Consider the following 23213-nt stretch of genomic DNA (forward strand, 5'->3'; position numbering starts at 1 on the left):
TGAAACTATAACATATCATAGATATAGAAACATGACGCAGAGGAAGCGATCGAATGAAACAAGAAACGATTAGAGTGTTAGACGTTGATGTGTATTGTGAATATGAATGGCATAATAAGCCTGTGATGATCTTGATTCATGGTTTTTTATCTTCAACTTATTCATTTAGCGCCATCACGCCCGAGTTATCAAAACATTATTCCATTTTGGCGCTTGATCTGCCTGGCTTTGGTCAAAGCGAAAAGTCGGAAACATTTGAGTATTCATTTAAGCAGTATCGTCAGTTGATTGTTGCGGTGATGGATCATTTTGATATTAACCGTGCTCATTTAGTGGGTCATTCAATGGGAGGTCAAGTGGCATTAAGTGTTGCCAAGGCCTCACCAGATCGAGTTAACACATTGATGTTGCTGTGTAGCTCAGGCTATTTAAAACGGGCCAAAACATGGTTGCGTTATAGTTCCTATATGCCATTCTTTTATCGATTTGTTTATCGATATTTTAAACGAAAAGATGTACGAAACGTTTTGGAAAAAGTATTGTATCGGCATGAATTAATTACCGATGAAATGATGGATACTTATACGAAGCCGCTTCTCGATATTAATTTTCATAAATCTTTAACACGGTTACTAAGGCAGCGAGAAGGCGATTTGTCTACAGAAGAGCTACAACAAATAACAGTCCCCTCATTGTTGATTTGGGGACGTGAAGATGAGATTGTGCCACTAAAAATTGGTGAGCGATTAGCGGATGATTTGCCGAATGCCCAATTAGAAGTGTTTGATGAAGCGGGTCATTTAGTAGCTGATGAACGACCGAATGATGTTATTAAGGCGATGAATCAATTTATTGAAAATCAACAAGCCGGAGCGACGTCTTCTAAGTGACGTGACTCCGGCTTAAATTATGTGGAATTTTGTTGATTGTTGGTATGAAGTTAATTTAATAAATCAGCGCCTATCAAGCATTTGCCCGTTTAAAGCTCAATGTAGCGATAGCGACGACAATCACAGTAAAAGCTAAAATAAATAAGATTTCTTCAAATACAGTGACCTGACGTCCAAACAAAGTGAGGTTCAACCCCATTGTTTCGCGCACGGTCATTGATAATTGGTCGATATCGATCATAATCTTTTTCATGACGTCGACGCCATATGTAACTGGGTTAAGTTTGACGACAACATCGAGCCAACCTGGCATACCGCTAATCGGGAATAGCGCACCGGATAAGAACACCATCGGTAGGACAACGATATTCACGATTAATTGAAAGCCTTGTGTAGAATTAATCACACTGGCAAATAACAGCCCGATTCCTGATAAAGCAGCGCCAAGTAAGAACATAAACGGAATGACCTGGATTATTGACATAAAATCATAACTCAGGCCGAGAAGCGGAATGAGTGCAAATAACATAATACCTTGAATAGTCGAAACGGTTGCAGCACCAGCCATTTTGCCGACTGCGATACTAACACGCGAAATCGGTGATACTAAAATTTCCTTCATATAACCGAAGTCTTTATCTTCAATAACTGACATTGCGGAAAAGACGGATGTCATCAGTAATGTCATTGATACGATTCCTGGAAAAACAAATTGGACATAATTAAAACTTTCATCGACATCAATATTCTGAGTCATCATCGTTTCCATTGTGCCACTCAGGCCGCCACCGAAGATGAGTAAAAATAAGATCGGCATTGTAAACGACCCGAATAATCGAGCTCTATCACGGAAAAATTTGATTAAATCACGTTGCCATATGGCCATAATACCTTCCATATTGTGTCACTCCTATTCTTCGCCTGTTTGAATATTGCGTCCTGTAAAAGCTAAAAAGACGTCATTTAATGTGGGTTTGCGAATATTTAATTTAGTAATGGGAATATCAAGCGTTTTAATAAAGTCTGAAATAAATGCATCACTACTTTCGACTTTAAGGTGGATGGTGTCACCGCTAACCGTTACATCAGCGCCGGTTACTTTTTCTTGGATTTCTTCGATTGCTTGATCATTATCTTCAGTCGAAAGCTCAATTAAGTCGCCACCTAATTCATCTTTTAATACTGTTGGTGAATCCATCGCGATAATCTCGCCTTGGTCCATAATGGCAATGCGATCACTAACTTCAGCTTCATCTAAATAATGTGTCGTTAAGAACATCGTGATGCCTTCTTGTTCTTTTAATTTCAGAATGTATTTCCATAAATGAGCTCTCGTATTAGGATCTAGTCCAACAGTTGGTTCGTCTAGAAATAAGACTTTCGGATAGTGTAATAAACCACGTGCGATTTCTAAGCGTCGTTTCATTCCACCAGAAAATTCTTCGACTCGTTGGTTTTGAACCTCCACTAAATCAACAATTTGTAAGACTTCTTGAATCCGGGAGTGGCGTTTTTCCTTTGGAACATTGTAAAATCGACAATGAAGTTTTAAATTTTCGTTCGCGGTTAATTTCTCATCGAGCGTATTTTCTTGAAAGATAATCCCGATACTACCGCGAACTTCGTCTTTTTGTTTATGGACATCATAGCCGTTAATGATGACAGAGCCTGATGTTGGTGGTAGCATGGTACAAATCATATTAATCGTTGTACTTTTACCAGCACCATTAGGGCCTAGAAAGCCAAAAATTTCTCCTTCTTTAACGTCGAAATTAATGCCTTTAACGGCGTTAACATTTTTATATGTTTTAACGAGATCATTTACTTGAATGACTGAATTCATCGTTATCCCCCTTTGTCACAGATAGTTATGTTATAATAACTATCAATTATTATCAGCTTAAATGATGAGAATGTCAAATTGTTATGAAAAGTTTAAGGAGGTTAACTACATGAGTGGGTCAACAAACGACCTTGTAGATCAAGTATTAACGGCATTGCCCTATATACCGAAAAAAATCTTCGGCCCTTATCATCTTTTAGAAACAGAGGATTTACATCCATCGCATTTCCATATCTTGCATACAGTTGAACAATTTGGACAGGTTCAAATGTCTGAGATTGCTCGCAGTTTATCCATTAATAAATCAAACTTAACGCCGCTAATCCAAAAATTAATAAGTCATGATTTGATTCAAAAGGAGAAATCAGAGCTTGATCGTCGTGTAACGTATGTGTACTTAACAGACAAAGGCGAAACGTTTCTATCGGTACAAAAACGTCGCTTAGAGGCAGTTGTTGAAGAACGGCTATCCACACTGTCACAAGATGACCAACGACAATTAAAAGAAGCCTTTCAATCGATCAGTAAGATCTTATCAACACTCGATTAGTGTGCATGAACCCTTCTTCTAGAGTGACAATAATGGATATAGTCATTAGAGGAGTGGTGGAATGCCATATATCAAGTATCGAAATCAAAAATTGTATTATCGGAGCCAAGGGAAGGGTGAAACGATCGTTTTTATTCATTGTCCAGTGTTTCCGAGTCCTGTCTTTAAAGGGCAAATAGATAGCTTATCGAATCAATATCAAGTCGTTGGAATGGATTTGCGCGGGCACGGTAGAAGTCAGTCAAGTAGCGAACCATGGGATTTTACTGATATATGTCATGATCTTATCGAATTGATTGAAACCAAAGTGCAGAAGCGAGTTTGGTTGGTGGCTTATTCAGCAGGGTGTAGCATTGCGTTTGAACTAGCGCTCACAAGACCTGATTTAGTTAAAGGATTAATCCAAATTGGTGCTGTCGATTGTGTTAACACTTTGATCTTATCAACACTTGTTAAAGGTGGTATGGCTCTCGCTAAGCGGGGATGGTCTAATTCAATTGCTTTCTTTGGCACATTTAGTAATACGAAAAATCCATTGATCGCTGTTCCGTTGATATCATCTGCTTTTCGAACAAATTCACGAGATGCCTATTATTTTTACCGTGCTTATTTGACCTACCAATGTCAACAACGATTGTTTCAGTTAGATCAACCAACTGTGTTAATTTATGGTGAACATGATAAACTGCTCAGTCGTCATGGTGCATCGATTGCTTCGAAAATGCCGAACTGTTCGATTCGCATGGTTCAACATGGCAGGCACCAACTGCCAGGCAATCAAATCAATAAAGTTAATCAGATCATAGATCAGTTTATTAAGTCGCATTAGAAATGGGGGATAACACGTGAAAGAAGTCGTTACAGCTAAGGATCGGTGGATGGTGCTAATCGGTTATGTTTTACCTATTGTTTTTCCATTAACCTTATTTAATATTGTCGTAACAGTTGTGTATTGGTATGTAGCGCCGTATCAATCGCCTTTTTTTGATCACCATATGCGCGAGAATATTAATGCACAAATTTCTTACCAGATATATCTGCTCCTTAGTTTTGGGTTGTTTTTATTACTTGGGTGGATCGGTTCCATGAACTTAAATTGGTTACCCGATTTAGCCCATCTATCAATTCCATTGTTTGCGATGGGGCTTGTAGGAATTATTTTTATCATTATTATAGCATGGTGGGTTGTCTTTGTTATTGCGATGATCGCTGCTATTGCTAAGAAATATTTTCGTTTTCCTCTAATCATTCGTTTTATCAAGTAAATCCATAAGCATTTCACAAAACAAATAACCAAACGTTTGATACACTAACTGAGGTAGAGGAGAGGTTTAGAGTGTTTAAAACATTTTGGCAAGCCTTATGACCAGCACAAAAACTTGCATTCCTGGGAGGAATCATATTTGTGGTTGGTACGATTATTACGAATTATTTAAACTAGCCGATTTGGTGATATGCCAATCGGTTATTTTACTGTGGGAACCTTAAGGAGGAATAGTATGGGGAATATCAAGATCGGGATTAAAGAGAATGTTTTGCTTTTCAGCATTTTTGTTGTGATGAATTTCTTTGTCGGTGCCATGGTCGGGGTTGAACGAACGGTCTTACCGATTATTGGTGAAGAGCAATTTGGATTGGCTTCAACGAGTGCAGCATTATCCTTTATTGTAAGCTTTGGCTTTTCGAAGGCGATTATTAACTACTTTGCCGGAGCTATTGCTGATCGGTTTGGACGGAAGCGTGCACTAATTGTAGGTTGGATCGTTGGCTTGTTTGTACCCATTTTAATTATTGTCGCTCACGCGTGGTGGGTGATTGTCGTTGCCAATATTTTATTAGGCATTAATCAAGGGCTCGCTTGGTCGATGTTAGTCAATATGAAAATTGATGTCGCCAAATCGACTCAAAGGGGCACAGCCGTCGGGTTAAATGAATTTGCCGGTTACTCAGGCGTGGCTGTTTTCGCAGCACTTTCAGGTTATATTGCACAAAATGTTTCACTACGTCCGGAACCGTTTTTCTTGGGAATCGTGATCGTGTTAATTGGACTTATTTTATCTATATTTGTTAAAGATACCGAGCCATTTATCCAGGAGCAAATGAAGGCGGCTTCTAATAATGGTCAAGAGAAGCGCAAGTCAGCAGGGGAAATTTTTGCTCTATCAACTTGGCGCGATAAAAATTTATCTAACTTCAGTTTCTCTGGTTTAACAACAAATTTAAAAGATGGCATGGCCTGGGGCTTATTCCCGTTATATTTTGCAACGGTAGGTCTTAGTGTCAGTGAGATCGGCATTATCGTAGCGGTTTACCCAGCAGCATGGGGGATCTTTCAGTTATTCACAGGTGCTCTTAGTGATAAATGGGGACGTAAACGTTTAATTGCTTTAGGTATGTATTTACAAGCCTTGTCTCTATGGATGATTCTTTTAGTTGATGGATTTGCCTTGTGGTTTATAGCAGCTGGTTTACTTGGGTTAGGGACAGCGATGGTTTACCCGACGTTACAAGCTGCGATCAGTGATGTTGCCGCACCAAGTTGGCGAGCATCATCAATGGGTGTCTATCGTTTTTGGCGAGACACTGGGTATGCTTTCGGAGCGTTATTAGCGGGCTTATTTGCCGATATGCTTGATGTGTCATGGGCGATTGGCCTTGTTGCTTTGATGCCCTTTATAGCAGGAATCTTAGCCCAGTTCACAATGGATGAAACATTACAAACTGAATAAACACAAGTGATCTTATGCATGGGATTGACATAATCGGAAAAGCTATCCGTGATGAATCATGACGGATGGAGGTTTATAAATGTCAATTAGTCATGCCAAATTAACAGCTCCTGAACTATCACAATTGTGGGAGGACTGTCTAAGTGATTCTTTAATCTTATGTAAATTAAGACACTTTGAGAAACATGTTGAGGACGAGGATATTGCAGCTGTTATTCAAACTAAAATTGAAAAAACACTACAACACATGGCGTTGATCGAGGAAAAGTTTCATGAAATCGGATATCCGATTCCCGTTGGTTTTAATGAAAATGAAGATGTAGATGTCAAAGCTGAGCGCTTATTTACGGATCATTATATGTTAGAGTTTTTAAGGCAGCTCGGACACATTAGTATGGAGGCTTATGGTGCGGCAATTGCTTTTTCTACACGTTCAGATATGCGTCAATTTTTTTTAGAGCGTTTGCAAGATGCACAACAGTTAAGTGATGAAGCGACTAACTTAGGTGTTGCTAAAGGTTATGTCTCGTTACCACCATCTTTACCGATCCCACCTAAACCAGATTTTGTGAAAAAGAAAAGCTTCCTGACGGGTTGGTTTGGTGAGCGACGACCTGTGACAGGACGCGAAATCACCTTTTTATTTTCGAACATACAACGTAATGCACTAGGGGTAGCCACGATGATGGGATTTGCCCAAACGACAAACTCCAAAACATTGCAACGTTACTTTCAACGAGGGAAAGATATAGCCAATAAACATATCGAAATTTTCTCGTCTATTTTGAAAGAAAATGATTTGCCTATTCCGATTACATGGGATACTGAGGTGACTGATCAGACATCTTTTGTTTTTTCAGATAAGTTGATGCTTTATCAAACAATAGTTTTAAATAGTTTAGGTTTGGGTTATTACGGGTTGAGTATGGCCAATAGTCCGCGACATGATTTAGGCGTTCATTATACACGGTTAATGGCTGAAATTGCACAATTTACTGAGGACGGAACAGAGCTGATGATAGATCATGGCTGGTTAGAGCAACCTCCTCAAGCAGCAGACCGTAGGCAATTAATGAACGAGTAAAGGCTTTATGAATAAAAATAAACGCGTCGAGGCAATTGTATGGAGTATTGCTCTACCTGGATTTGCTCAATTACTCAACCATCATTATATTAAAGGGATTTTTTTCGTGCTCTTAGAAATCATCATTAATGTGCAAGCGAACTTTAATCATATTATTATTCCGAGTTTTCATGGTGAGATTGAGGCAGCGATTGAAATGACTGATTATCAATGGATTATGTTTTATCCTTGTTTATACATGTTCGCGATGTGGGATGCTTATAAATCGGCTGGTGGAGGCGATAAACCCTATGCTTATATTCCCTTCGCTCTAGCAGCATTTGTTGGTACAGTAGGGGTGATTATATCGCCCATTTTCCAAATTGCGAGTATTGCGTTAGGACCGATCTGGTGCGGCATTCTTTTTCATATCATAGGGTTTATAGTAGGAGTTTGGCTTATGAAACAATTAAGACAAAAGCTACCACTAGACGAAGAAACAGTCGAGTTATAATTAACCCGACTGTTTCTTTTTACGTCGTTTGAACCAAATAAAGCCTCCAACAATTAATAAAGGAATTAAAATGGGAGATGTACCTGCAATAAATACGACAAGATAAGATCCTAATTGAATAAGCGTATTGATCGTACTCATAAAGACTTGTTGTGTTCGTTCAAAAGTGTTCAGAGATTTTTCGTTTTCAATGTTAGGGATGTTAACCTTCTTCTCTTCAATTTGAATGGTAACAGTAGCATAGGCGCTGTGGTTTTCTAAGTATTCCATTTGGCCTTTTAATTGTTCAATTTCTTCCTGTACATTTGCTAAGTCGTTTGAGATCTCTAATAGACTTTCGGTGTCATTGGATTCTTCTAAAAAGTCTAATAAGCGTTGTTCGACTGTTTCTTTTGACTTTAACCGAGATTCTAAATCAACATATTGCTCCGTAACATCTTCGCCTTGTGTCGATTTCTCCACGATATGAATGTTTTCACTGTCTAATTGATTCATAAAATCTTGAAAGGACTCTTGAGGTACTCTCGCTCGTATATGGCCTGAGCGATGCTCTTCATCTTGGTTACGAGTCGATGATTCGACGATATAACCATTTAGGTTCTCTATTTTGTTCGTGAGTTGGTTATGAGCTTCGTCATAGTTGGGAACTTCAATTGAAAGCCGTCCCGTGTAAATGACCATGCGATCGGAGTTTGAGTCCTGTGCTTCATCAGTTGATGGTTCTGATTCAGATGATTGGGTTTCACTTTGTTCAGTCATTTCTGTTTGCTCTTGTGAACCAGCTTCTTGTTGTACATCAGCTGCATCATTGTTGCTCAATTTTTGATTGGATTTTGAATCATCATTAGAACATGCACTTAATATAATAGCGCATACCATAATTAATATAACAATATATTGACGCATGAACAGAAGACCCCCTGTTTTTGTAAGTGCTACATTAGACGTCTTAATTCCGAAGATGTTACAAAAGTATATGTATGATTGAAGAAAAGAATTATCGGGAATAAATGATTCATAACGATTTGTAAGGGTGAATGCTTGTGGAACGTGTATCGATCTGGAAAGTAACCATTGTATTAACCGCTATTTTAGCTTTGTTGTGGCTTAATTATGTTGTTATTGACATCACCCCAACTGAAATTCGACAGATGATTTATCAAGCTGGATGGTTAGCACCCGTTGCTTATCTTGTTATTTATAGCATTCGTCCATTAGTTTTATTTCCAGCGTCGATTTTTTCAATGGTTGGTGGTTTAGCGTTTGGCGTGTTATTCGGTGGGTTTCTAGCTTTAACTGGCGCTACATTAAGTGCAGTAGTGGCCTTTTTAGTGACGAGGAAATTTGGCCACAAGGCTGTCCAATTTAAGGAAAAAGATAAAATCGAACAATATCGTCAGAAGTTCGAAAGCAAAGGGTTTCTGTATATTTTAATGTTACGCTTAGTACCAGTGATCAACTTTGATTTCATTAGTTATACAGCAGGATTGGCTCGAGTGTCACTTAAAGACTTTGTTAGAGCGACTGTTATTGGCATTATTCCTGGTACAATCGTTCACAGTTTCGTCGGTGCAAGCATTGCAGAAGGAAGCTCAACAAAATTGATTATTGCTGGAACTTTATTGGTTATCATGCTCCTTATTCCAGTTATCTGGAACCAACAACTCTTACAAATGATCGAACGAATGAAAACGAATTAATGGACTAGGAGGATATGAAGATGAATCAACTAAAATCATTACTTCAAAAAATCGACCAAAAAAGCTATAAAGGTTACAAAGATGTTCAAGGAAGTTACCCATTTGACGACTACACATTATATTTAGATTATGCCCAAGGTGACCCGTTTGCAACGCCGTCTAAAATTCGTTTGTTTATAAGTAATCAAAGACAGTCTGTTCCTCAAAAATGGCTTGATTCCAAACGTCGTCGTGTGTATGTGGAAGATTATTTGGCACGCATCGTTAACCAAGCTGTCTTAAATAATAAAATAACGATCAACGGAAGCGGTAAGAGTGGCATGATCGCAATTGATGCTCCAGACCAAGAGATATTAGAACGAACGGCTGTATCTGTAACTGAACAAGGTATTACGGTCTGTTTATCGGTTGGCTTACCAGCAAATGGCCGCAAAATTAATGGCAAAGAAGCAGAAAAACTCTTCTTCCAAGCCTTGCCTAAAATTATGTCTGATTCCGTATTATCGTTAGATCATAATCGTCTTGACCATTCACTAGAATTAGCTGACCAACATGAAGCTATTCGTGACAAGATGAATGAAGAAGGTTGGATTGCTTTCGTCGCAAATGGCTCTGTTTTACCAAGAGCGAGCGGGATTAGTTCTAAACCGTTAAAACAAGCGGTTCCATTTGAAAGCCCGAAAGAAAATGAAGTATCATTTTCGATTCCACACCGTCATGAGCCAATCTCAGGTATGGCGATTAAAGAAGGTATTACCTTAATAGTGGGTGGTGGCTATCATGGTAAAAGTACACTGCTCGAAGCGCTTGAGCTTGGCGTCTATGATCATATTGCAGGAGACGGTCGAGAGTACGTATTAACTAACCGTGATGCTGTAAAAATCCGTGCTGAAGATGGTCGCAGTGTTTCTAATGTCTCGATTGCGCCATTTATAAATAATTTACCAAACGGAACAGACACGCAAGCATTTTCAACCGAAAATGCAAGTGGAAGTACTTCGCAAGCGACTAATGTGATGGAAGCATTAGAAGCAGGCGCTTCAACATTATTAATTGATGAAGACACAAGCGCGACGAACTTCATGATACGTGATGAACGGATGCAACAGCTTGTCGCACCTGATCAAGAGCCAATCACCCCATTTGTTCATAAAGTAAAACAATTACGAGATGAGCGTAATGTGTCAACTGTCCTTGTCATGGGGGGTTCTGGTGATTATTTTGACGTGGCTGATGATGTGATTATGATGGATCACTACCACCCGATTAATGTTACTGAACGTGCACGCCAAATTGCCAGGGGGGATCCTAAAGCTTATGGACAAGCCGATGTGTTCGGCGAATGGTCTCATCGTACCGTAAAAACTCAATCGCTAGCCAAGCCAATTGGTCCAAAAGGTAAGGTCCAAGCTAAAGAAAAAACAACCATTATGTTAGGAAAACAAGTTGTTGATTTAGCGCTTGTAGAACAATTAGTCGATGATTCCCAAACAAGAATGATCGCAAATATGTTAAAATATATGGCGGTTAAATACGAAAATGACACACCGAAAACAGTGGCAACATGGTTAGATGCTTTAGAGCAAGCAATGGATGAAGAAGGGCTAAGCTTCACTCAAGGTAAACGCCGATATGAACACCCTGGAGATCTAGCTCGTCCACGTCGCTTTGAAATAGCAGCAGCACTTAATCGTATTCGCCACTTACAAACGCGTTAAGTTAAATAGAAAGGAGGGGTTGTGTTGGATATTAACCAGCTTAAACAAGAATTAAAGGACTATTGTAATGAAATTAATGTTCAGAAGATCGGTTTTGCATCAGCTGAGACCTTTGACACATTAAAACAACGATTGATCACACAACAAACGTTGCAATATCACTCTGGTTTTGAAAAAGGTTCTGTTGAAGAACGCACAACCCCGACATTATTACAACCCAAAGCCAAATCAATTATTGCGATTGCACTTGCATACCCGTCCAAGCTGCATGATGCACCTAAGAATCAAAAGGGAGCACGTCGAGGCCAGTTTGCACGAGCTTCATGGGGGCGTGATTATCATGATGTATTACGCGAGAAGTTAAAGTTAATTGGTGAATTCTTAGAAGCCCGAGTTGACGATGTGACGTATACTTCGATGGTTGATACAGGTGAGTTACATGACCGAGCGGTTGCTGAGCGAGCTGGCATTGGTTTTACCGGTAAGAACTCGACGCTAATTACAGTAGAGTATGGATCTTATGTTTATTTAGGGGAAATGATTACAAACATTCCGTTTGAACCAGATGAACCAATAGAAGAGGGATGTGGCGACTGTAATATATGTGTCGACACTTGTCCGACTGGTGCTTTAGTTCAAGGTGGACAATTAAATGCCAGTCAATGTATTGCTTATCAAACCCTCACGAAAGATTACTTAGGTGATGAATTCCGTTCGAAAATTGGTAATCGCCTATATGGATGTGATACTTGCCAAGTCGTTTGTCCGAAAAATAAAGGTGTCGATTTTCACGTTCATCCTGAATTTGAACCAGATCCTGAACGAGTTAAGCCGAAGTTAGAGCCATTACTTACCATGTCTAATCGTGAATTTAAAGACACATTCGGTGAGATGGCTGGTTCATGGCGTGGCAAGAAACCTATTCAACGTAATGCCATCATCGCTCTAGCTAATTATAAGGAAACATCAGCAGTCGATACATTGAATCATGTCATGCATCAAGACCCTCGACCAATGATCCGTGGAACAGCTGGCTGGGCAATCGGGGAAATTGGTCGTGAGGATAGTCAGACTCTTCTATTAAACGCCTTAGAACATGAAACAGATGAGGGTGCACGCTATGAAATGAATAAAGGCTTGGAGCTATTGACTGAAAAGGTGGGGGAATAGATGACCATTTATGTGACAGAATATCAATCACCTGTTGGTCCATTATTTATTGGCGGAACTGAAGATGCGTTATATTGGGTGAAATACGGTACAGAACATGACTTAAGAGATCGCTTCGACCGTTGGTTAAACCAACATTTCGGAAATGAAACATTTGTATCTAATGCCGAGATGCTAAGCGATGTTACAGATCAATTGGATCAATATTTCCATGGGGATTTAACGGACTTTGATTTGAATTTTGCTTTTCACGGTACAACGTTTCAACAAGAAGTCTGGCAAGCTTTATTAACAATCCCTTATGGCGAAACATGGTCCTATCTTGATATTGCCCAAGCAATCGGCCGTCCTAAAGCTGTACGAGCAGTAGGTGGTGCAGTCAATCGTAATCCATTTACGGTCGTTGTTCCTTGTCATCGTGTCATCGGCAAAGACGGTTCACTTGTAGGATATGGTGGAGGTTTAGATAAAAAGAAAACATTATTATCAATCGAAATGGATTCAGACTCAACATCGCTTCATAATATGCTATAATAAGCCATGTTTGAATCATTTTAATAGCTGAGGTGGAAAAACAGTGGGTATACATGTTGTTTTATATCAACCAGAAATTCCTGCTAATACTGGTAATATTGCTCGAACTGTACTAGCAACAAAAGGATCGCTTCATTTAATACGTCCTTTAGGTTTTTCGACGGATGATAAGATGCTAAGGCGTGCAGGATTAGATTATTGGCATGATGTCGATATTCGATATTATGAATCTTTGGAAGAACTGTATCAATCGTATCCAGAAGGCTCTTATTATTACATCGAGAATTTTGGAGAGAAATATTATTCAGACTTTGATTATAGTAATCAAGACGAAGACATCTTTTTTGTATTTGGTCGTGAGACAGACGGGATTCCGCATGCGTTACTTGAAGGTAAAGAAGATCGATGCTTGCGTGTCCATATGACAGAGCATGTACGATCGCTTAATTTATCAAATACAGCGGCAATTATCGTTTATGAAGCCTTACGTCAACAAGGTTTTCCGCATGTCCATTAAAAAGCACGCATTGGAATTCCAATGCGTGCTTTTTGATATTAGTTTAGACGTTTTATTTGCGTGGTTCACCTGGTGTTGCATCATATCCAGCAGCAAACATAGACACTAAGAACGTCACACAAATGGTCATAATAATAGGTGCATCCATGGAGAGTCCTCCTTTATGAAATTCACGTTTGTACAATCATTATAACTTAAAACTTAAATGTTGTGAATGAATAAATCATTTGTTCAAAAAAAGTTCTTGTTCCGTCAATCGTATAATATCCTTAACCACTCGAATAAATTATAGCAAAAACGGGTGGAGGGGATTCTGTGTCAGAATTAACATTAGCTCAATATGTTGATTTAATTAAAAATAAAAAAATAAAGCCTTTAATAGCACATGAGCGTCTTTACCGTGCGTTCATGTGGGGACAGGAAAGAGGAATGTTTTCTCACTTAATTGGGATGGAACATATTCTTGAAGAATTTGAACAACGATTTTTATTACCAGCCGCTAAAGGTTATGATACACAGAAACGACTATGGTTATTCGTTGGTCCTCCAGGAAGTGGGAAGTCGACCTTTGTCCAAACATTAAAACAAGTTCTTATTGAATTTTCGAAAACAGATGAGGGAGCAATTTATCGTTTGAAAGGTTGCCCCATGCAAGAAAATCCTTTGTGGGCATTGCCTAAGAATGAACGAACGAGCATAAAAGAAGAAATCGGGTTAACTATACGTGGGACGCTTTCACCCTATAATCAACAACGACTTGAACGGGATTATCAAAGCGATTGGCGTCAAATGCCTGTAGAACGGTTTGAACTTTCAGAGCAAGAACGATTAGGGATTGGAGCCTTTATGCCGGGTGATTGGTATACGCAAGACTTATCAGATTTATTGGGTGATATCGACTATGCGAAGGTCACACAATATGGTACATCATCTGATCCCCGCGCTTACCGTTATGATGGAGAAATTCAAGCAGCTAATCAAGGGTTATTAGAATTGCATGAAGTATTGAAGTGTCGTCATGATTTGCTTTATCCTTTCCTAACTTTAGCTGAGCAATCAATTTATAAAGTATCCCGACAAGCGATGATATTTAGTGACTTGGTCATGATCGGGCATTCCACTTTATCTGATTGGCGAACATTCGCTGAGGACGAGAGGAATCACAGCCTTTTAAAACGGATGAGCGTATTATTTGTTCCATATAACTTAAACCTACAACAAGAAATCACGCACTATAAGCATTACATACATCATGGAGATCAAGATCAATTTGCTCCGAAAGCCATTGAATGTGTCGCGTTAACTGTTATTTTATCTCGATTTCAGTACAGTGAGAATCGACATATTTATCAAGAAATAGCTAAATTGAAGTCAGGAGAGGCTCTTTCTTTTCAAAAAGATGACGGTCTAGATGGTCTTGATACGCGTCTCATTTACCGTGTGCTGGATCGATGTATCTCCGTGGATGGTAAAATTACTGTACAAGAGCTGTTAAAGGAACTTCGTCTTCAAATTGAAGATGATTTAACCATATCTGAAGCCTCTAAAGCCTGGTATGATCATTTAATTACTTGTGTCCTTAATGATTTCAAAACTGAATTAATTCATCGATTTGAAACTGAAATCATCAATGATTATCAACAGGAACTAAATGACATAGTCGAAAAAGCTAGCCAGTCACCTGAACTATTAAAGCAATGGTTCGGTTTATCTAATGATGTGATCGCTAGTTTTGAAAATCAATGCAACGTAATACAAGAACAAAATCTTTTCACTAATTTAGATTCAGAATATCAAAAACTATTTCAACAAAAACTAATGCAAAATGTGCTACACATTTTAAATGATGAAGATCAGTTAAGAATGGCATTAGCAAAATATTTAGAGGCAATTGAAGATGGACGATATTCACCATATTTTTCAGAATTGATAAAGTTGGTGAATGAGCGTTATATTATTCATAGGTAGATTAATACATTAGAACATGTCGAAACTAATCACTTCATTGTAATTTTTCATGCGCTAACCTTTTCTATTCAACAATTTTCATATATACTAATTGAAGGTATATGATGTTTTGACATGGGACACTACTGAACAGTTTGTTTTGCCTTAGAATAGGGTATTATAAGAGGTAGATGTTCTTTATAAAACGACAATAAACTTGAAATCAATTTTCTAGAAAGTGATGGGGGTAGTAAATAGTGGCAATCCAAGGGTCTAACGACAATGTTTGGCATGCTTTTCATGGGCCTAACATGGGTTATGTGGAAGAACAGTATGAGTTATTTCTAGATGACCCTGATGCAGTTGATGAATCATTGCGTCAAATGTTCGAACAATATGGTGCTCCTGATTGGATGGAATCGAGTAACGTACAGACTTCAAGTGGAGGTCAATCCAGCATCAATGACTTGAAGAAGTTAACATCAGCGATGAAGTTAGTTGATGCGATTCGACGTCATGGACACTTAGAAGCAGACATATTTCCAGTTGGAAAACAAGATGATCGTGCGACACCATTAGTTGATCCAAAAACATATGACTTAACAGAAGCTGACTTAAAGCAAATGGACGCCAAAGTGTTAATCGCCAATGTACCAAGTCATGTCAACACGGCTTGGGATTTGATTCAACATTTGAGATCCCGCTATTCAGGCACAGCTTCATTTGAATTCAACCATATCCCAGATGATGATGAACGGGAATGGTTATATAATCATGTAGAAAATGGCGCGATTGACGTCTCGTTAAGCGATGATTATAAGAAAGATTTATTGAAACAACTAGCTGAAGTAGAAGGATTCGAACAATTCTTAGGTAAGACATTTGTGGGTCAGAAACGTTTTTCCATTGAAGGTATAGACGTTATGGTCCCGATGATTGACCGATTAGTGAAGAACGGCAATCAAGATTCGGTTGAACATATCCTTATGGGCATGGCTCACCGTGGTCGTTTAAATGTCTTAGCTCATATTCTCGGAAAGCCATACGAGAAGATCTTTTCGGAATTTGCACATTCACCTGATAAAGAATTGGTTCCTTCTGAAGGATCTACAGGTATCAATTATGGATGGACAGGTGACGTAAAATATCACTTTGGTGCTGATCGTGAATATGGTGATGAGAACTCGACTAAAGTGACATTAGCACATAATCCTTCTCATTTAGAGTTTGTTAATCCTGTAGTTGAAGGTTATACGCGAGCTGTACAAGACAATCGCCATGAAGCGGGTTATGCTGAGCCTAATTTCGATAAGGCATTTACTATCCAAATTCACGGTGATGCAGCTTTCATTGGTGAAGGTGTCGTTGCGGAAACACTTAATATGTCACAATTAGATGGTTATGAAACAGGTGGTTCAATCCATATTATTGCGAACAACTTATTAGGTTTTACGACAAACCATAAAGACGGCCGTTCACCGAAATATGCGAGTGACCTGGCAAAAGGTTTTGAAATGCCAATTGTTCACGTCAATGCTGATGATCCAGAAGCATGTATGTCAGCGATTGAACTAGCGTATCAATACCGTAAGAAATTCCAAAAAGATGTCATCATCGATCTAGTTGGTTATCGTCGTTTTGGTCATAATGAAATGGATGAGCCACGCGGAACTCAACCTAATCTATATCGTGAAATTGACAATCATAAAACAGCTTATGAGTTGTATGCTGAGACTTTAACAAATGACCAAATTATTGGTGAAGAAGATGGCAAACCCTATAAGGATCAAGTGTTAGAAAGTCTGCGTGAAACTTATAACAGTATGAAAGAAAATGAAGACGTTGAACACACGATTCCGGATATACCGGAAGAAGTCGTGAATGGTTTAGACAAGATTGAAACAGCTGTTGATGAATCAACGCTTAAGAAATTAAATGAAGATATGCTTAAGCGACCAGAAGGGTTTAATGGCTTTAAGAAATTAGAGAAAATCCTAAAACGTCGCGAAAATGCATTTGAAGAAGGCGAAAAAGTTGATTGGGCCTTAGGTGAAGCCTTAGCTTATGCGTCGATTTTAAATGATGGCACACCAATTCGTATGACAGGTCAAGATACACAACGTGGTACTTTCGCCCATCGTCATGCTGTCCTGCACGATACAGAAAAACAAGAAACTTACAGCCCGTTCCATGGTTTAGAAGATGTAGATCGAGCATTCAGCATTTATAACAGTCCATTAAATGAGACAGGCGTATTAGGATTTGAATATGGTTATAGTGTTCAATCAGATGAAACACTTGTCCTTTGGGAAGCACAATTCGGTGACTTTGCTAATGCTGCGCAAGTGATTTTTGATCAATTTATCGCATCTGGTCGAGCAAAATGGGGACAAATTGCAAGTTTAGTGATGCTCCTGCCTCATGGTTATGAAGGCCAAGGTCCAGAACACTCAAGTGCGCGTTTAGAGCGTTTCTTGCAATTATCAGCTGAAAATAACTGGACAGTGGCTAACGTGACATCAGCCGGACAGTTTTTCCACTTACTACGTCGTCAAGCAGCGATTGTAGGTACGGAAGCTGCTCGTCCACTCGTTGTCATGTCACCGAAGAGTTTATTACGTAATCAACGAGTTGCTGTTGATCACGAAGAGCTTTCGGAAGGTAAGTTTAAGCATATTCTAGAACAGCATAATACAGGTGAGGACCCTGAAGCTGTTAAACGATTAGTTCTTGGTAGCGGTAAGGTGATGGTGGAATTAGAAGAAGAGATGGAGAAACGTGATCCGTCTGATGCGATTCACTTTGCAAGGGTTGAACAGATTTATCCGTTCCCTGAAAAAGAACTGCAAGAACTACTTAAGACGTATAAGAACGTAGAAGAGATTGTTTGGCTACAAGAAGAGCCGAAGAATATGGGTAGCTGGGATTTCGTTAAAGAACGAATTCAAGATATAAAGAAAGTTAAGCAGAAGCTTCATTATGTAGGTCGTCCACATCGTTCCTCTCCAGCTGTGGGTGATCCGAATGTATCGAAAGCAGAACAAAGTCGCATTTTGAATGAAGCGTTGAAGCTAGATTAAAGGAGGAGAATGACGTGAAGGAAATTATTGTTCCAGAGCTTGCCGAATCAATTACTGAAGGTACGGTAGCTGAGTGGTTAGTCCAAAAAGGTGATCAAGTCCAAAAAGGTGACGCAGTCCTTGAATTAGAAACAGATAAAGTAAACGTTGAAGTTAACGCAGACACAGCAGGTGTGATCGCTGAATTACTTGTTGAAGAAGGCGATGACGTTGAAGTTGGTGACGCGATTGCGAAAGTAGACGAAAACGGTGAAGCTTCCGCAAGCTCTGATGATGGTTCAGAAGCTAAGTCTAAAGAAGATGACAAGGCAGAAGAATCGAAATCAGAATCTAAAGAAGAAACAAAGCAAGAAGCAAATGAAGTAAGCGAACAAGCACAGGAAGAAACATCACAACAAGATGCTGAACAACCTGTTGCTTCACCAGCGACACGTAAGCGTGCTCGTGAGTTAGGCATTGACTTAAACGAGATCAAGCCGAAAGATCCAGTTGGTCGCATCTCGAAAGAAGACGTAGAAGCGGCAGCAAAAGAAAAATCTGAAGGTAGTAAGAAACAAGAAGGTAAGAAAGAAAGCAAGAAAGACGATAAATCAGCTGAGAAGACAGAATTTGAAAAACCAGTTGATCGTGTGAAAATGTCACGTCGTCGTCAAACAATTGCGAAGCGTCTTGTTGAAGCGCAAGAACAATCCGCAATGTTAACGACATTCAACGAAGTCGATATGACAAATATTATGAATTTACGTAAAGAACGTAAAGACGAATTCGAACAGAAGCACGGCATTAAGCTTGGTTTCATGTCATTCTTTACGAAAGCCGTTATCGGTGCGCTTAAAGAATTCCCATTACTTAATGCGGAAATTCAAGGTGACGAAATCGTCATGAAGAAATTCTATGACATCGGTATGGCTGTATCGACTGAAGAAGGTCTTGTCGTACCAGTTGTTCGCGATGCTGATCGTTTAAGCTTCGCAGGCATTGAAGGTCAAATTATGGATGTGGCTAAGAAAGCACGTGACGGCCAACTATCCATGGGTGACCTACAAGGTGGTTCATTCACCATTACTAACGGTGGTATTTTCGGTTCATTACTATCAACGCCAATCCTAAACACACCACAAGTTGGTATTTTAGGTATGCATAAGATTGAAAAACGTCCGAAGGTTATGCCAGATGACAGTATTCAAGTACGTCCAATGATGTATCTTGCGGTATCATATGATCACCGCATTGTTGACGGTCGTGAAGCTGTGCAGTTCTTAGACCGCGTGAAACAAATGGTTGAAGACCCGTATGACTTATTACTAGAAGGTTAATGAATAACCAATACGCACCCTCGCATAAATTGTTGCGAGGGTGTTTTTTTTATGTAAAAGAGGTGATAAATGATTCATTATCATAGCCGTTATTACATTCATGGTCATACGGATTGGCAGCTAATTGAACAAAATCATGAAAGAGGTAATCAAAGTGCGCAACCATTAAATGTTGATGCTCCCTTATCAGAACAAGATTTAATCCAATTTATGGGTTCTAATAAACGAAAATCACAATATACTTATCGAACCAATAAACGTCAAACTTGGCTTAAGCATTTCCGTACATCGAAACCTCTTCCAAACTGCAAAATGCGACAACCGATTAAAATTAAACAAACAGATGTTAGATCCGTGCTAATGATTGATAGTTCTCGTTCTATGCGGCAAGGGAATATATTGGAGTGGATAGATCATCGTGATTTCACAAAGTACCATCATATCTTTCTTCATCGGGAAAATCTTTATCCGTATCCACATGAAGGGTTAACCGAGAAACACTTAGAAGGAGGTACTTCGTTTATAAAGCCTGTTCAGATGTTGACCACTGTGGCTAAACAGTGTAACTTATTAGTCCATTTAGATCACGTAACAGACGGTCATGTTGGCGAAGCAGAGCAGACGAGGTTAAATGATGCTCTTGTTAAACCTATTTTATCTTACCGACAAATCAAGCCATAAGATAAATTGTCGCATTATTCAACAATGATTTGAGCAAATAATCTAAAATTTACTAAAAAGATGCAAAAAACAAAAGTTTTCGAGAAAATTTAGGTCTATATGATTGCGTTTTCATAAACTACTTGATAAAATGCAATAGCATAACTGTTAATTATTTATTTTTATAGGGGGAACAGAAATGGATATAATTTTAGGTTTGATAGCTATTTTAGCTGTCATTGGACTGGCTATGCTAATGTCCAATAATCGTGGTAAGATTCCATTCAAAGGAATCGGTATCATGATTCTATTGCAACTTTTAGTTACATGGTTCATGTTCCAGACAGAGATTGGTCAAAACATTATCACGGGTATTGCAGATGTCTTTAATAAGTTGATTGAATTTGGTACATACGGTGTTAACTTTGTCGTTGGTGGTATTCAAGTTGGAGAAAACGGTGTCTTCTTCTTTGACGTTCTTTTAATTATTATATTCTTTGCAACGATCTTATCAGTTTTAACGTACCTCAAAGTGTTACCGTTACTTATTAAGTATATAGGCGGTGCGCTTTCATTCTTAACTGGTTTACCGAAGATCGAATCATTTACAGCGGTAAACAGTATGTTCTTTGGACAGTCTGAAGCGTTAATCGCGGTTCAATCGCAGTTCCATCGAATTACAGAAAATCGCTTGTATATCGTATCAGCTTCTGCGATGGGGTCTGTATCAGCATCAATCATTGGTGCCTATATGCAAATGCTTCCAGAGCAATATGTTTTAGTAGCTATTCCGCTTAACATGTTCAGTGCTCTAATCGTTGCTTCAATCATCGCACCACCAGTTGTGGAAGATGAAGATGATGATGTTGATATTGATGACGTAAGTGGAGCAAAAAGTATATTTGAAGCGATGGCAAATGGTGCCCTTGATGGTGGTAAAATTGCCTTAATCGTTGCGACAATGTTAATTGCATTCCTAGCATCGTTAGAATTAGTGAACTATATTGTTGGTGTAGTAATCCCTGTTGAAGGGGCATCACTAGAAGCAGGTTTAGGTTACCTATTACTACCATTAACATTTCTAATGGGTATTAACCCAGGTGAACTAGTTGATGCTGGTAGTATCATGGGTCTGAAAATTGTCACGAACGAATTCGTTGCAATGTTAGAACTAGTTGACATGCAAGGTCAGTTCTCTGAAAAGACAATGGGTATCGTATCTGTATTCTTAACAAGCTTTGCAAACTTTGGTTCAATCGGTATCATTGCCGGTACTGTTGCTGGTATTGATTCTGAAAAAGGTAAGACTGTTTCTCGTTTCGGTCTTAAACTATTAACGGGTGCGACGCTAGCATCAATCCTTTCAGCAACAATCGCTGGTTTATTCCTATAAACCTATCAATATTGAAAAGATCCATCTTCACATGATGTGAAGATGGATCTTTTTTGATTGAATTAAGATTGTTTAACAGTCTCTGCGGAATGTTTCACAATCTTGAAGGAATGTTTAACAAACTTGATCAAATGTCTAACAATCTAAGTGGATTGTTAGACAATTACAGTTTGGGAGCTATATTTGTTGTTTTTGGTCGTACCGTCTAAACATATAAAACAAGCGCACAATTAGAATCATAGCACCAACAGCTAATCCAACAATCAATCCCACCCAGTATCCGAATGCATCGAGTGATGTCCACACAGACATGGCAATTCCAGACGGTAGACCAATCACCCAGAATGAGATAAACGCGATGACTAAGGTTACGTTCACATCTTTATAGCCACGCAGTGCGCCTTGGATAGGTGTCCCAAAGCCGTCTGAAATTTGAAAGAAGACAGCAAAGATCAGAAATTGCTGCATTAAGCTAATGACTTCAGGATGATCACTGTAAAGCTGAGCCACTTCTTCTCGTAAGAAAAAGATAAAAGCACCACTGATTAAGGCAACCGTCAATCCAGAACTAATACCCATCAAACTATATTGTTTAGCATCATTCATGCGCCTGCCACCGACTTCAAAACCGACAGCAATCGTAAGAGCCATAGCTATGGCTAGAGGCAGCATGTAAAAGATCGTCGCATAGTTCATTGCGGCTTGGTGGGCTGCTACGGTATATGTATCATAGCGACTAATCATTAACGTCACAGCCGCAAAAATGCTTGTTTCAAAGAAAATCGTAAAACCAATTGGCACGCCAATCTTCAGCTGTTCCTTCCATGCAGTAAGTGAAGGCTTAATCCAATTACGAAACACTTGATATCGCCTGAACGGCAACACACGATGAATAATCATCACGGCCACAATAGATGAAATCATATAAGATAAAGCGGATGCGATCCCTGCACCAATTCCACCCATTTCAGGCATACCAAACTCACCGAAAATAAACATATAATTAAACAACGCATTGAGTGGTAGGGCTAATAATATAATGAACATAGAGATTTTCGTCTGGCCTAATGCATCGATAAACGATCGTAATAAGTTAAATGAGAATAAGAAGATCATCCCACAGCCTAAGGCGACTAAATAATATTTCGCAATATGCTGAACCTCAGCTTCTAAACTGAGTAATCCCAGCACAGGATCTAAAAATATCACTCCTGTCAGAAAGATAATAATGGACATTCCAGCTGCTAAATATAACCCTTGTTTGACTTTGTATGGAATCCTCTCCTTATCACCAGCACCTAATAATTGAGCGGTAATCGGTGAAATGGCAATTAAGATTCCATTAGTGCCTGTTAAGATCGGCACCCAAAGTGAAGAGCCAACCGCAACGCCAGCTAAGTCTTCTGCTGATGCTTGACCAGCCATGATTGTATCGAAAACATTCATAAAATAAATACCGACTTGCGTAATTAGTATCGGAATTAAAATGCGAATGAACAGTTTGAATTTATCTGAAATCGAGTCTGTCGGATACATTTTTTGCTCCTTCCTATACTCGTTGGCGTAAATCTTTGCTAATATGTCATTAT

At 39.0% G+C, this 23213-nt stretch carries 21 protein-coding genes; 17 read left to right on the forward strand and 4 right to left on the reverse strand.

Going from position 1 to position 23213, the window contains the following annotated elements; translation table 11 throughout:
* Window positions 1-53: 53 nt before the first annotated feature.
* Window positions 54-890, forward strand: coding sequence for an alpha/beta fold hydrolase (locus tag ACKXGF_RS04020; RefSeq protein ID WP_411954957.1), 837 nt, complete (start codon window positions 54-56; stop codon window positions 888-890).
* A gap of 73 nt (window positions 891-963) precedes the next feature.
* On the opposite strand, the gene ACKXGF_RS04025 is transcribed toward ACKXGF_RS04020, so the two are convergent.
* The gene (locus ACKXGF_RS04025) at window positions 964-1788 is read right to left on the reverse strand and encodes an ABC transporter permease (protein WP_411954958.1); all 825 of its coding nucleotides are present in this window, start codon (window positions 1786-1788) and stop codon (window positions 964-966) included.
* 12 nt (window positions 1789-1800) lie between these two features.
* Window positions 1801-2733 carry an ATP-binding cassette domain-containing protein gene (locus ACKXGF_RS04030; protein ID WP_411954959.1) on the reverse strand — a complete coding sequence of 311 codons (933 nt, stop codon included), beginning with the start codon at window positions 2731-2733 and terminating at the stop codon, window positions 1801-1803.
* A 109-nt stretch (window positions 2734-2842) separates the two neighbouring features.
* On the opposite strand from ACKXGF_RS04030, the gene ACKXGF_RS04035 reads away from it, so the two are divergent.
* The 6 genes from ACKXGF_RS04035 (at window position 2843) to ACKXGF_RS04060 (ending at window position 7589) form a co-directional block, all read left to right on the forward strand.
* On the forward strand, window positions 2843-3283 hold the full coding sequence (locus tag ACKXGF_RS04035; protein ID WP_411954961.1) for a MarR family winged helix-turn-helix transcriptional regulator: 441 nt from the start codon (window positions 2843-2845) through the stop codon (window positions 3281-3283).
* 61 nt (window positions 3284-3344) lie between these two features.
* The gene (locus ACKXGF_RS04040; protein WP_411954962.1) at window positions 3345-4112 is read left to right on the forward strand and encodes an alpha/beta fold hydrolase; all 768 of its coding nucleotides are present in this window, start codon (window positions 3345-3347) and stop codon (window positions 4110-4112) included.
* A gap of 16 nt (window positions 4113-4128) precedes the next feature.
* A complete protein-coding gene (locus tag ACKXGF_RS04045) occupies window positions 4129-4548 on the forward strand; it encodes a DUF4870 domain-containing protein (RefSeq protein ID WP_411954963.1) in 420 nt (139 codons plus the stop codon).
* Window positions 4549-4782: 234 nt separating this feature from the next.
* Window positions 4783-6012: an MFS transporter gene (locus tag ACKXGF_RS04050; protein ID WP_411954964.1), complete on the forward strand. Its 1230-nt coding sequence runs from the start codon at window positions 4783-4785 to the stop codon at window positions 6010-6012.
* A 79-nt stretch (window positions 6013-6091) separates the two neighbouring features.
* Window positions 6092-7096 carry a DUF3231 family protein gene (locus tag ACKXGF_RS04055; RefSeq protein WP_411954965.1) on the forward strand — a complete coding sequence of 335 codons (1005 nt, stop codon included), beginning with the start codon at window positions 6092-6094 and terminating at the stop codon, window positions 7094-7096.
* A gap of 7 nt (window positions 7097-7103) precedes the next feature.
* Window positions 7104-7589 carry a hypothetical protein gene (locus ACKXGF_RS04060; RefSeq protein WP_411954966.1) on the forward strand — a complete coding sequence of 162 codons (486 nt, stop codon included), beginning with the start codon at window positions 7104-7106 and terminating at the stop codon, window positions 7587-7589.
* On the opposite strand, the gene ACKXGF_RS04065 is transcribed toward ACKXGF_RS04060, so the two are convergent.
* Window positions 7590-8495 carry a DUF4349 domain-containing protein gene (locus ACKXGF_RS04065; RefSeq protein ID WP_411954967.1) on the reverse strand — a complete coding sequence of 302 codons (906 nt, stop codon included), beginning with the start codon at window positions 8493-8495 and terminating at the stop codon, window positions 7590-7592.
* Window positions 8496-8632: 137 nt separating this feature from the next.
* Here ACKXGF_RS04065 and ACKXGF_RS04070 point away from each other — a divergent pair, with 137 nt between their 5' ends.
* The 10 genes from ACKXGF_RS04070 (at window position 8633) to ACKXGF_RS04115 (ending at window position 21624) form a co-directional block, all read left to right on the forward strand.
* Window positions 8633-9289: a TVP38/TMEM64 family protein gene (locus tag ACKXGF_RS04070; RefSeq protein WP_411954968.1), complete on the forward strand. Its 657-nt coding sequence runs from the start codon at window positions 8633-8635 to the stop codon at window positions 9287-9289.
* Between the two features lie 20 nt (window positions 9290-9309).
* Entirely contained in the window at window positions 9310-11007 is a 1698-nt protein-coding gene (locus tag ACKXGF_RS04075; RefSeq protein ID WP_411954969.1) for an ABC-ATPase domain-containing protein, read from the forward strand.
* A 24-nt stretch (window positions 11008-11031) separates the two neighbouring features.
* On the forward strand, window positions 11032-12177 hold the full coding sequence (gene queG, locus ACKXGF_RS04080) for a tRNA epoxyqueuosine(34) reductase QueG (RefSeq protein WP_411954970.1): 1146 nt from the start codon (window positions 11032-11034) through the stop codon (window positions 12175-12177).
* Complete coding sequence (locus ACKXGF_RS04085) at window positions 12178-12711, forward strand: methylated-DNA--[protein]-cysteine S-methyltransferase (protein WP_411954971.1); 534 nt, start codon at window positions 12178-12180, stop codon at window positions 12709-12711. It abuts the gene before it with no gap.
* A gap of 43 nt (window positions 12712-12754) precedes the next feature.
* Window positions 12755-13228, forward strand: a complete 474-nt coding sequence (trmL, locus tag ACKXGF_RS04090) for a tRNA (uridine(34)/cytosine(34)/5-carboxymethylaminomethyluridine(34)-2'-O)-methyltransferase TrmL (RefSeq protein WP_411954972.1) — start codon at window positions 12755-12757, stop codon at window positions 13226-13228.
* A 315-nt stretch (window positions 13229-13543) separates the two neighbouring features.
* Window positions 13544-15196 (forward strand): hypothetical protein, encoded by a 1653-nt coding sequence (locus ACKXGF_RS04095; RefSeq protein WP_411954973.1) that lies wholly within the window; start codon window positions 13544-13546, stop codon window positions 15194-15196.
* A gap of 236 nt (window positions 15197-15432) precedes the next feature.
* Entirely contained in the window at window positions 15433-18255 is a 2823-nt protein-coding gene (locus tag ACKXGF_RS04100; protein ID WP_411954974.1) for a 2-oxoglutarate dehydrogenase E1 component, read from the forward strand.
* Window positions 18256-18269: 14 nt separating this feature from the next.
* Window positions 18270-19571 (forward strand): 2-oxoglutarate dehydrogenase complex dihydrolipoyllysine-residue succinyltransferase, encoded by a 1302-nt coding sequence (gene odhB / locus ACKXGF_RS04105; RefSeq protein ID WP_411954975.1) that lies wholly within the window; start codon window positions 18270-18272, stop codon window positions 19569-19571.
* A 69-nt stretch (window positions 19572-19640) separates the two neighbouring features.
* A complete protein-coding gene (locus ACKXGF_RS04110; RefSeq protein ID WP_411954976.1) occupies window positions 19641-20252 on the forward strand; it encodes a hypothetical protein in 612 nt (203 codons plus the stop codon).
* Between the two features lie 178 nt (window positions 20253-20430).
* Window positions 20431-21624 carry a NupC/NupG family nucleoside CNT transporter gene (locus ACKXGF_RS04115; RefSeq protein WP_411954977.1) on the forward strand — a complete coding sequence of 398 codons (1194 nt, stop codon included), beginning with the start codon at window positions 20431-20433 and terminating at the stop codon, window positions 21622-21624.
* A 177-nt stretch (window positions 21625-21801) separates the two neighbouring features.
* Here the strand turns inward: ACKXGF_RS04115 and ACKXGF_RS04120 are convergent, their stop codons facing one another.
* Window positions 21802-23160, reverse strand: coding sequence for an MATE family efflux transporter (locus ACKXGF_RS04120; RefSeq protein WP_411954978.1), 1359 nt, complete (start codon window positions 23158-23160; stop codon window positions 21802-21804).
* Window positions 23161-23213: the final 53 nt, after the last annotated feature.

Origin of the sequence: Alkalibacillus sp. S2W (assembly GCF_046764385.1) — a bacterium.
Lineage (GTDB): Bacteria > Bacillota > Bacilli > Bacillales > Alkalibacillaceae > Alkalibacillus > Alkalibacillus almallahensis.

What these genes read in the sequence shown, in the direction of transcription:
- ACKXGF_RS04040 (WP_411954962.1), top strand. Translation starts at nt 3,345, where the DNA reads ATGCCATATATCAAGTATCGAAATCAAAAATTGTATTATCGGAGCCAA.
- ACKXGF_RS04025 (WP_411954958.1), bottom strand. Translation starts at nt 1,788, where the DNA reads ATGGAAGGTATTATGGCCATATGGCAACGTGATTTAATCAAATTTTTC.
- ACKXGF_RS04075 (WP_411954969.1), top strand. Translation starts at nt 9,310, where the DNA reads ATGAATCAACTAAAATCATTACTTCAAAAAATCGACCAAAAAAGCTAT.
- ACKXGF_RS04060 (WP_411954966.1), top strand. Translation starts at nt 7,104, where the DNA reads ATGAATAAAAATAAACGCGTCGAGGCAATTGTATGGAGTATTGCTCTA.
- ACKXGF_RS04050 (WP_411954964.1), top strand. Translation starts at nt 4,783, where the DNA reads ATGGGGAATATCAAGATCGGGATTAAAGAGAATGTTTTGCTTTTCAGC.
- ACKXGF_RS04055 (WP_411954965.1), top strand. Translation starts at nt 6,092, where the DNA reads ATGTCAATTAGTCATGCCAAATTAACAGCTCCTGAACTATCACAATTG.
- ACKXGF_RS04120 (WP_411954978.1), bottom strand. Translation starts at nt 23,160, where the DNA reads ATGTATCCGACAGACTCGATTTCAGATAAATTCAAACTGTTCATTCGC.
- ACKXGF_RS04030 (WP_411954959.1), bottom strand. Translation starts at nt 2,733, where the DNA reads ATGAATTCAGTCATTCAAGTAAATGATCTCGTTAAAACATATAAAAAT.
- ACKXGF_RS04065 (WP_411954967.1), bottom strand. Translation starts at nt 8,495, where the DNA reads ATGCGTCAATATATTGTTATATTAATTATGGTATGCGCTATTATATTA.
- ACKXGF_RS04085 (WP_411954971.1), top strand. Translation starts at nt 12,178, where the DNA reads ATGACCATTTATGTGACAGAATATCAATCACCTGTTGGTCCATTATTT.
- ACKXGF_RS04035 (WP_411954961.1), top strand. Translation starts at nt 2,843, where the DNA reads ATGAGTGGGTCAACAAACGACCTTGTAGATCAAGTATTAACGGCATTG.
- ACKXGF_RS04115 (WP_411954977.1), top strand. Translation starts at nt 20,431, where the DNA reads ATGGATATAATTTTAGGTTTGATAGCTATTTTAGCTGTCATTGGACTG.
- ACKXGF_RS04110 (WP_411954976.1), top strand. Translation starts at nt 19,641, where the DNA reads ATGATTCATTATCATAGCCGTTATTACATTCATGGTCATACGGATTGG.
- ACKXGF_RS04020 (WP_411954957.1), top strand. Translation starts at nt 54, where the DNA reads ATGAAACAAGAAACGATTAGAGTGTTAGACGTTGATGTGTATTGTGAA.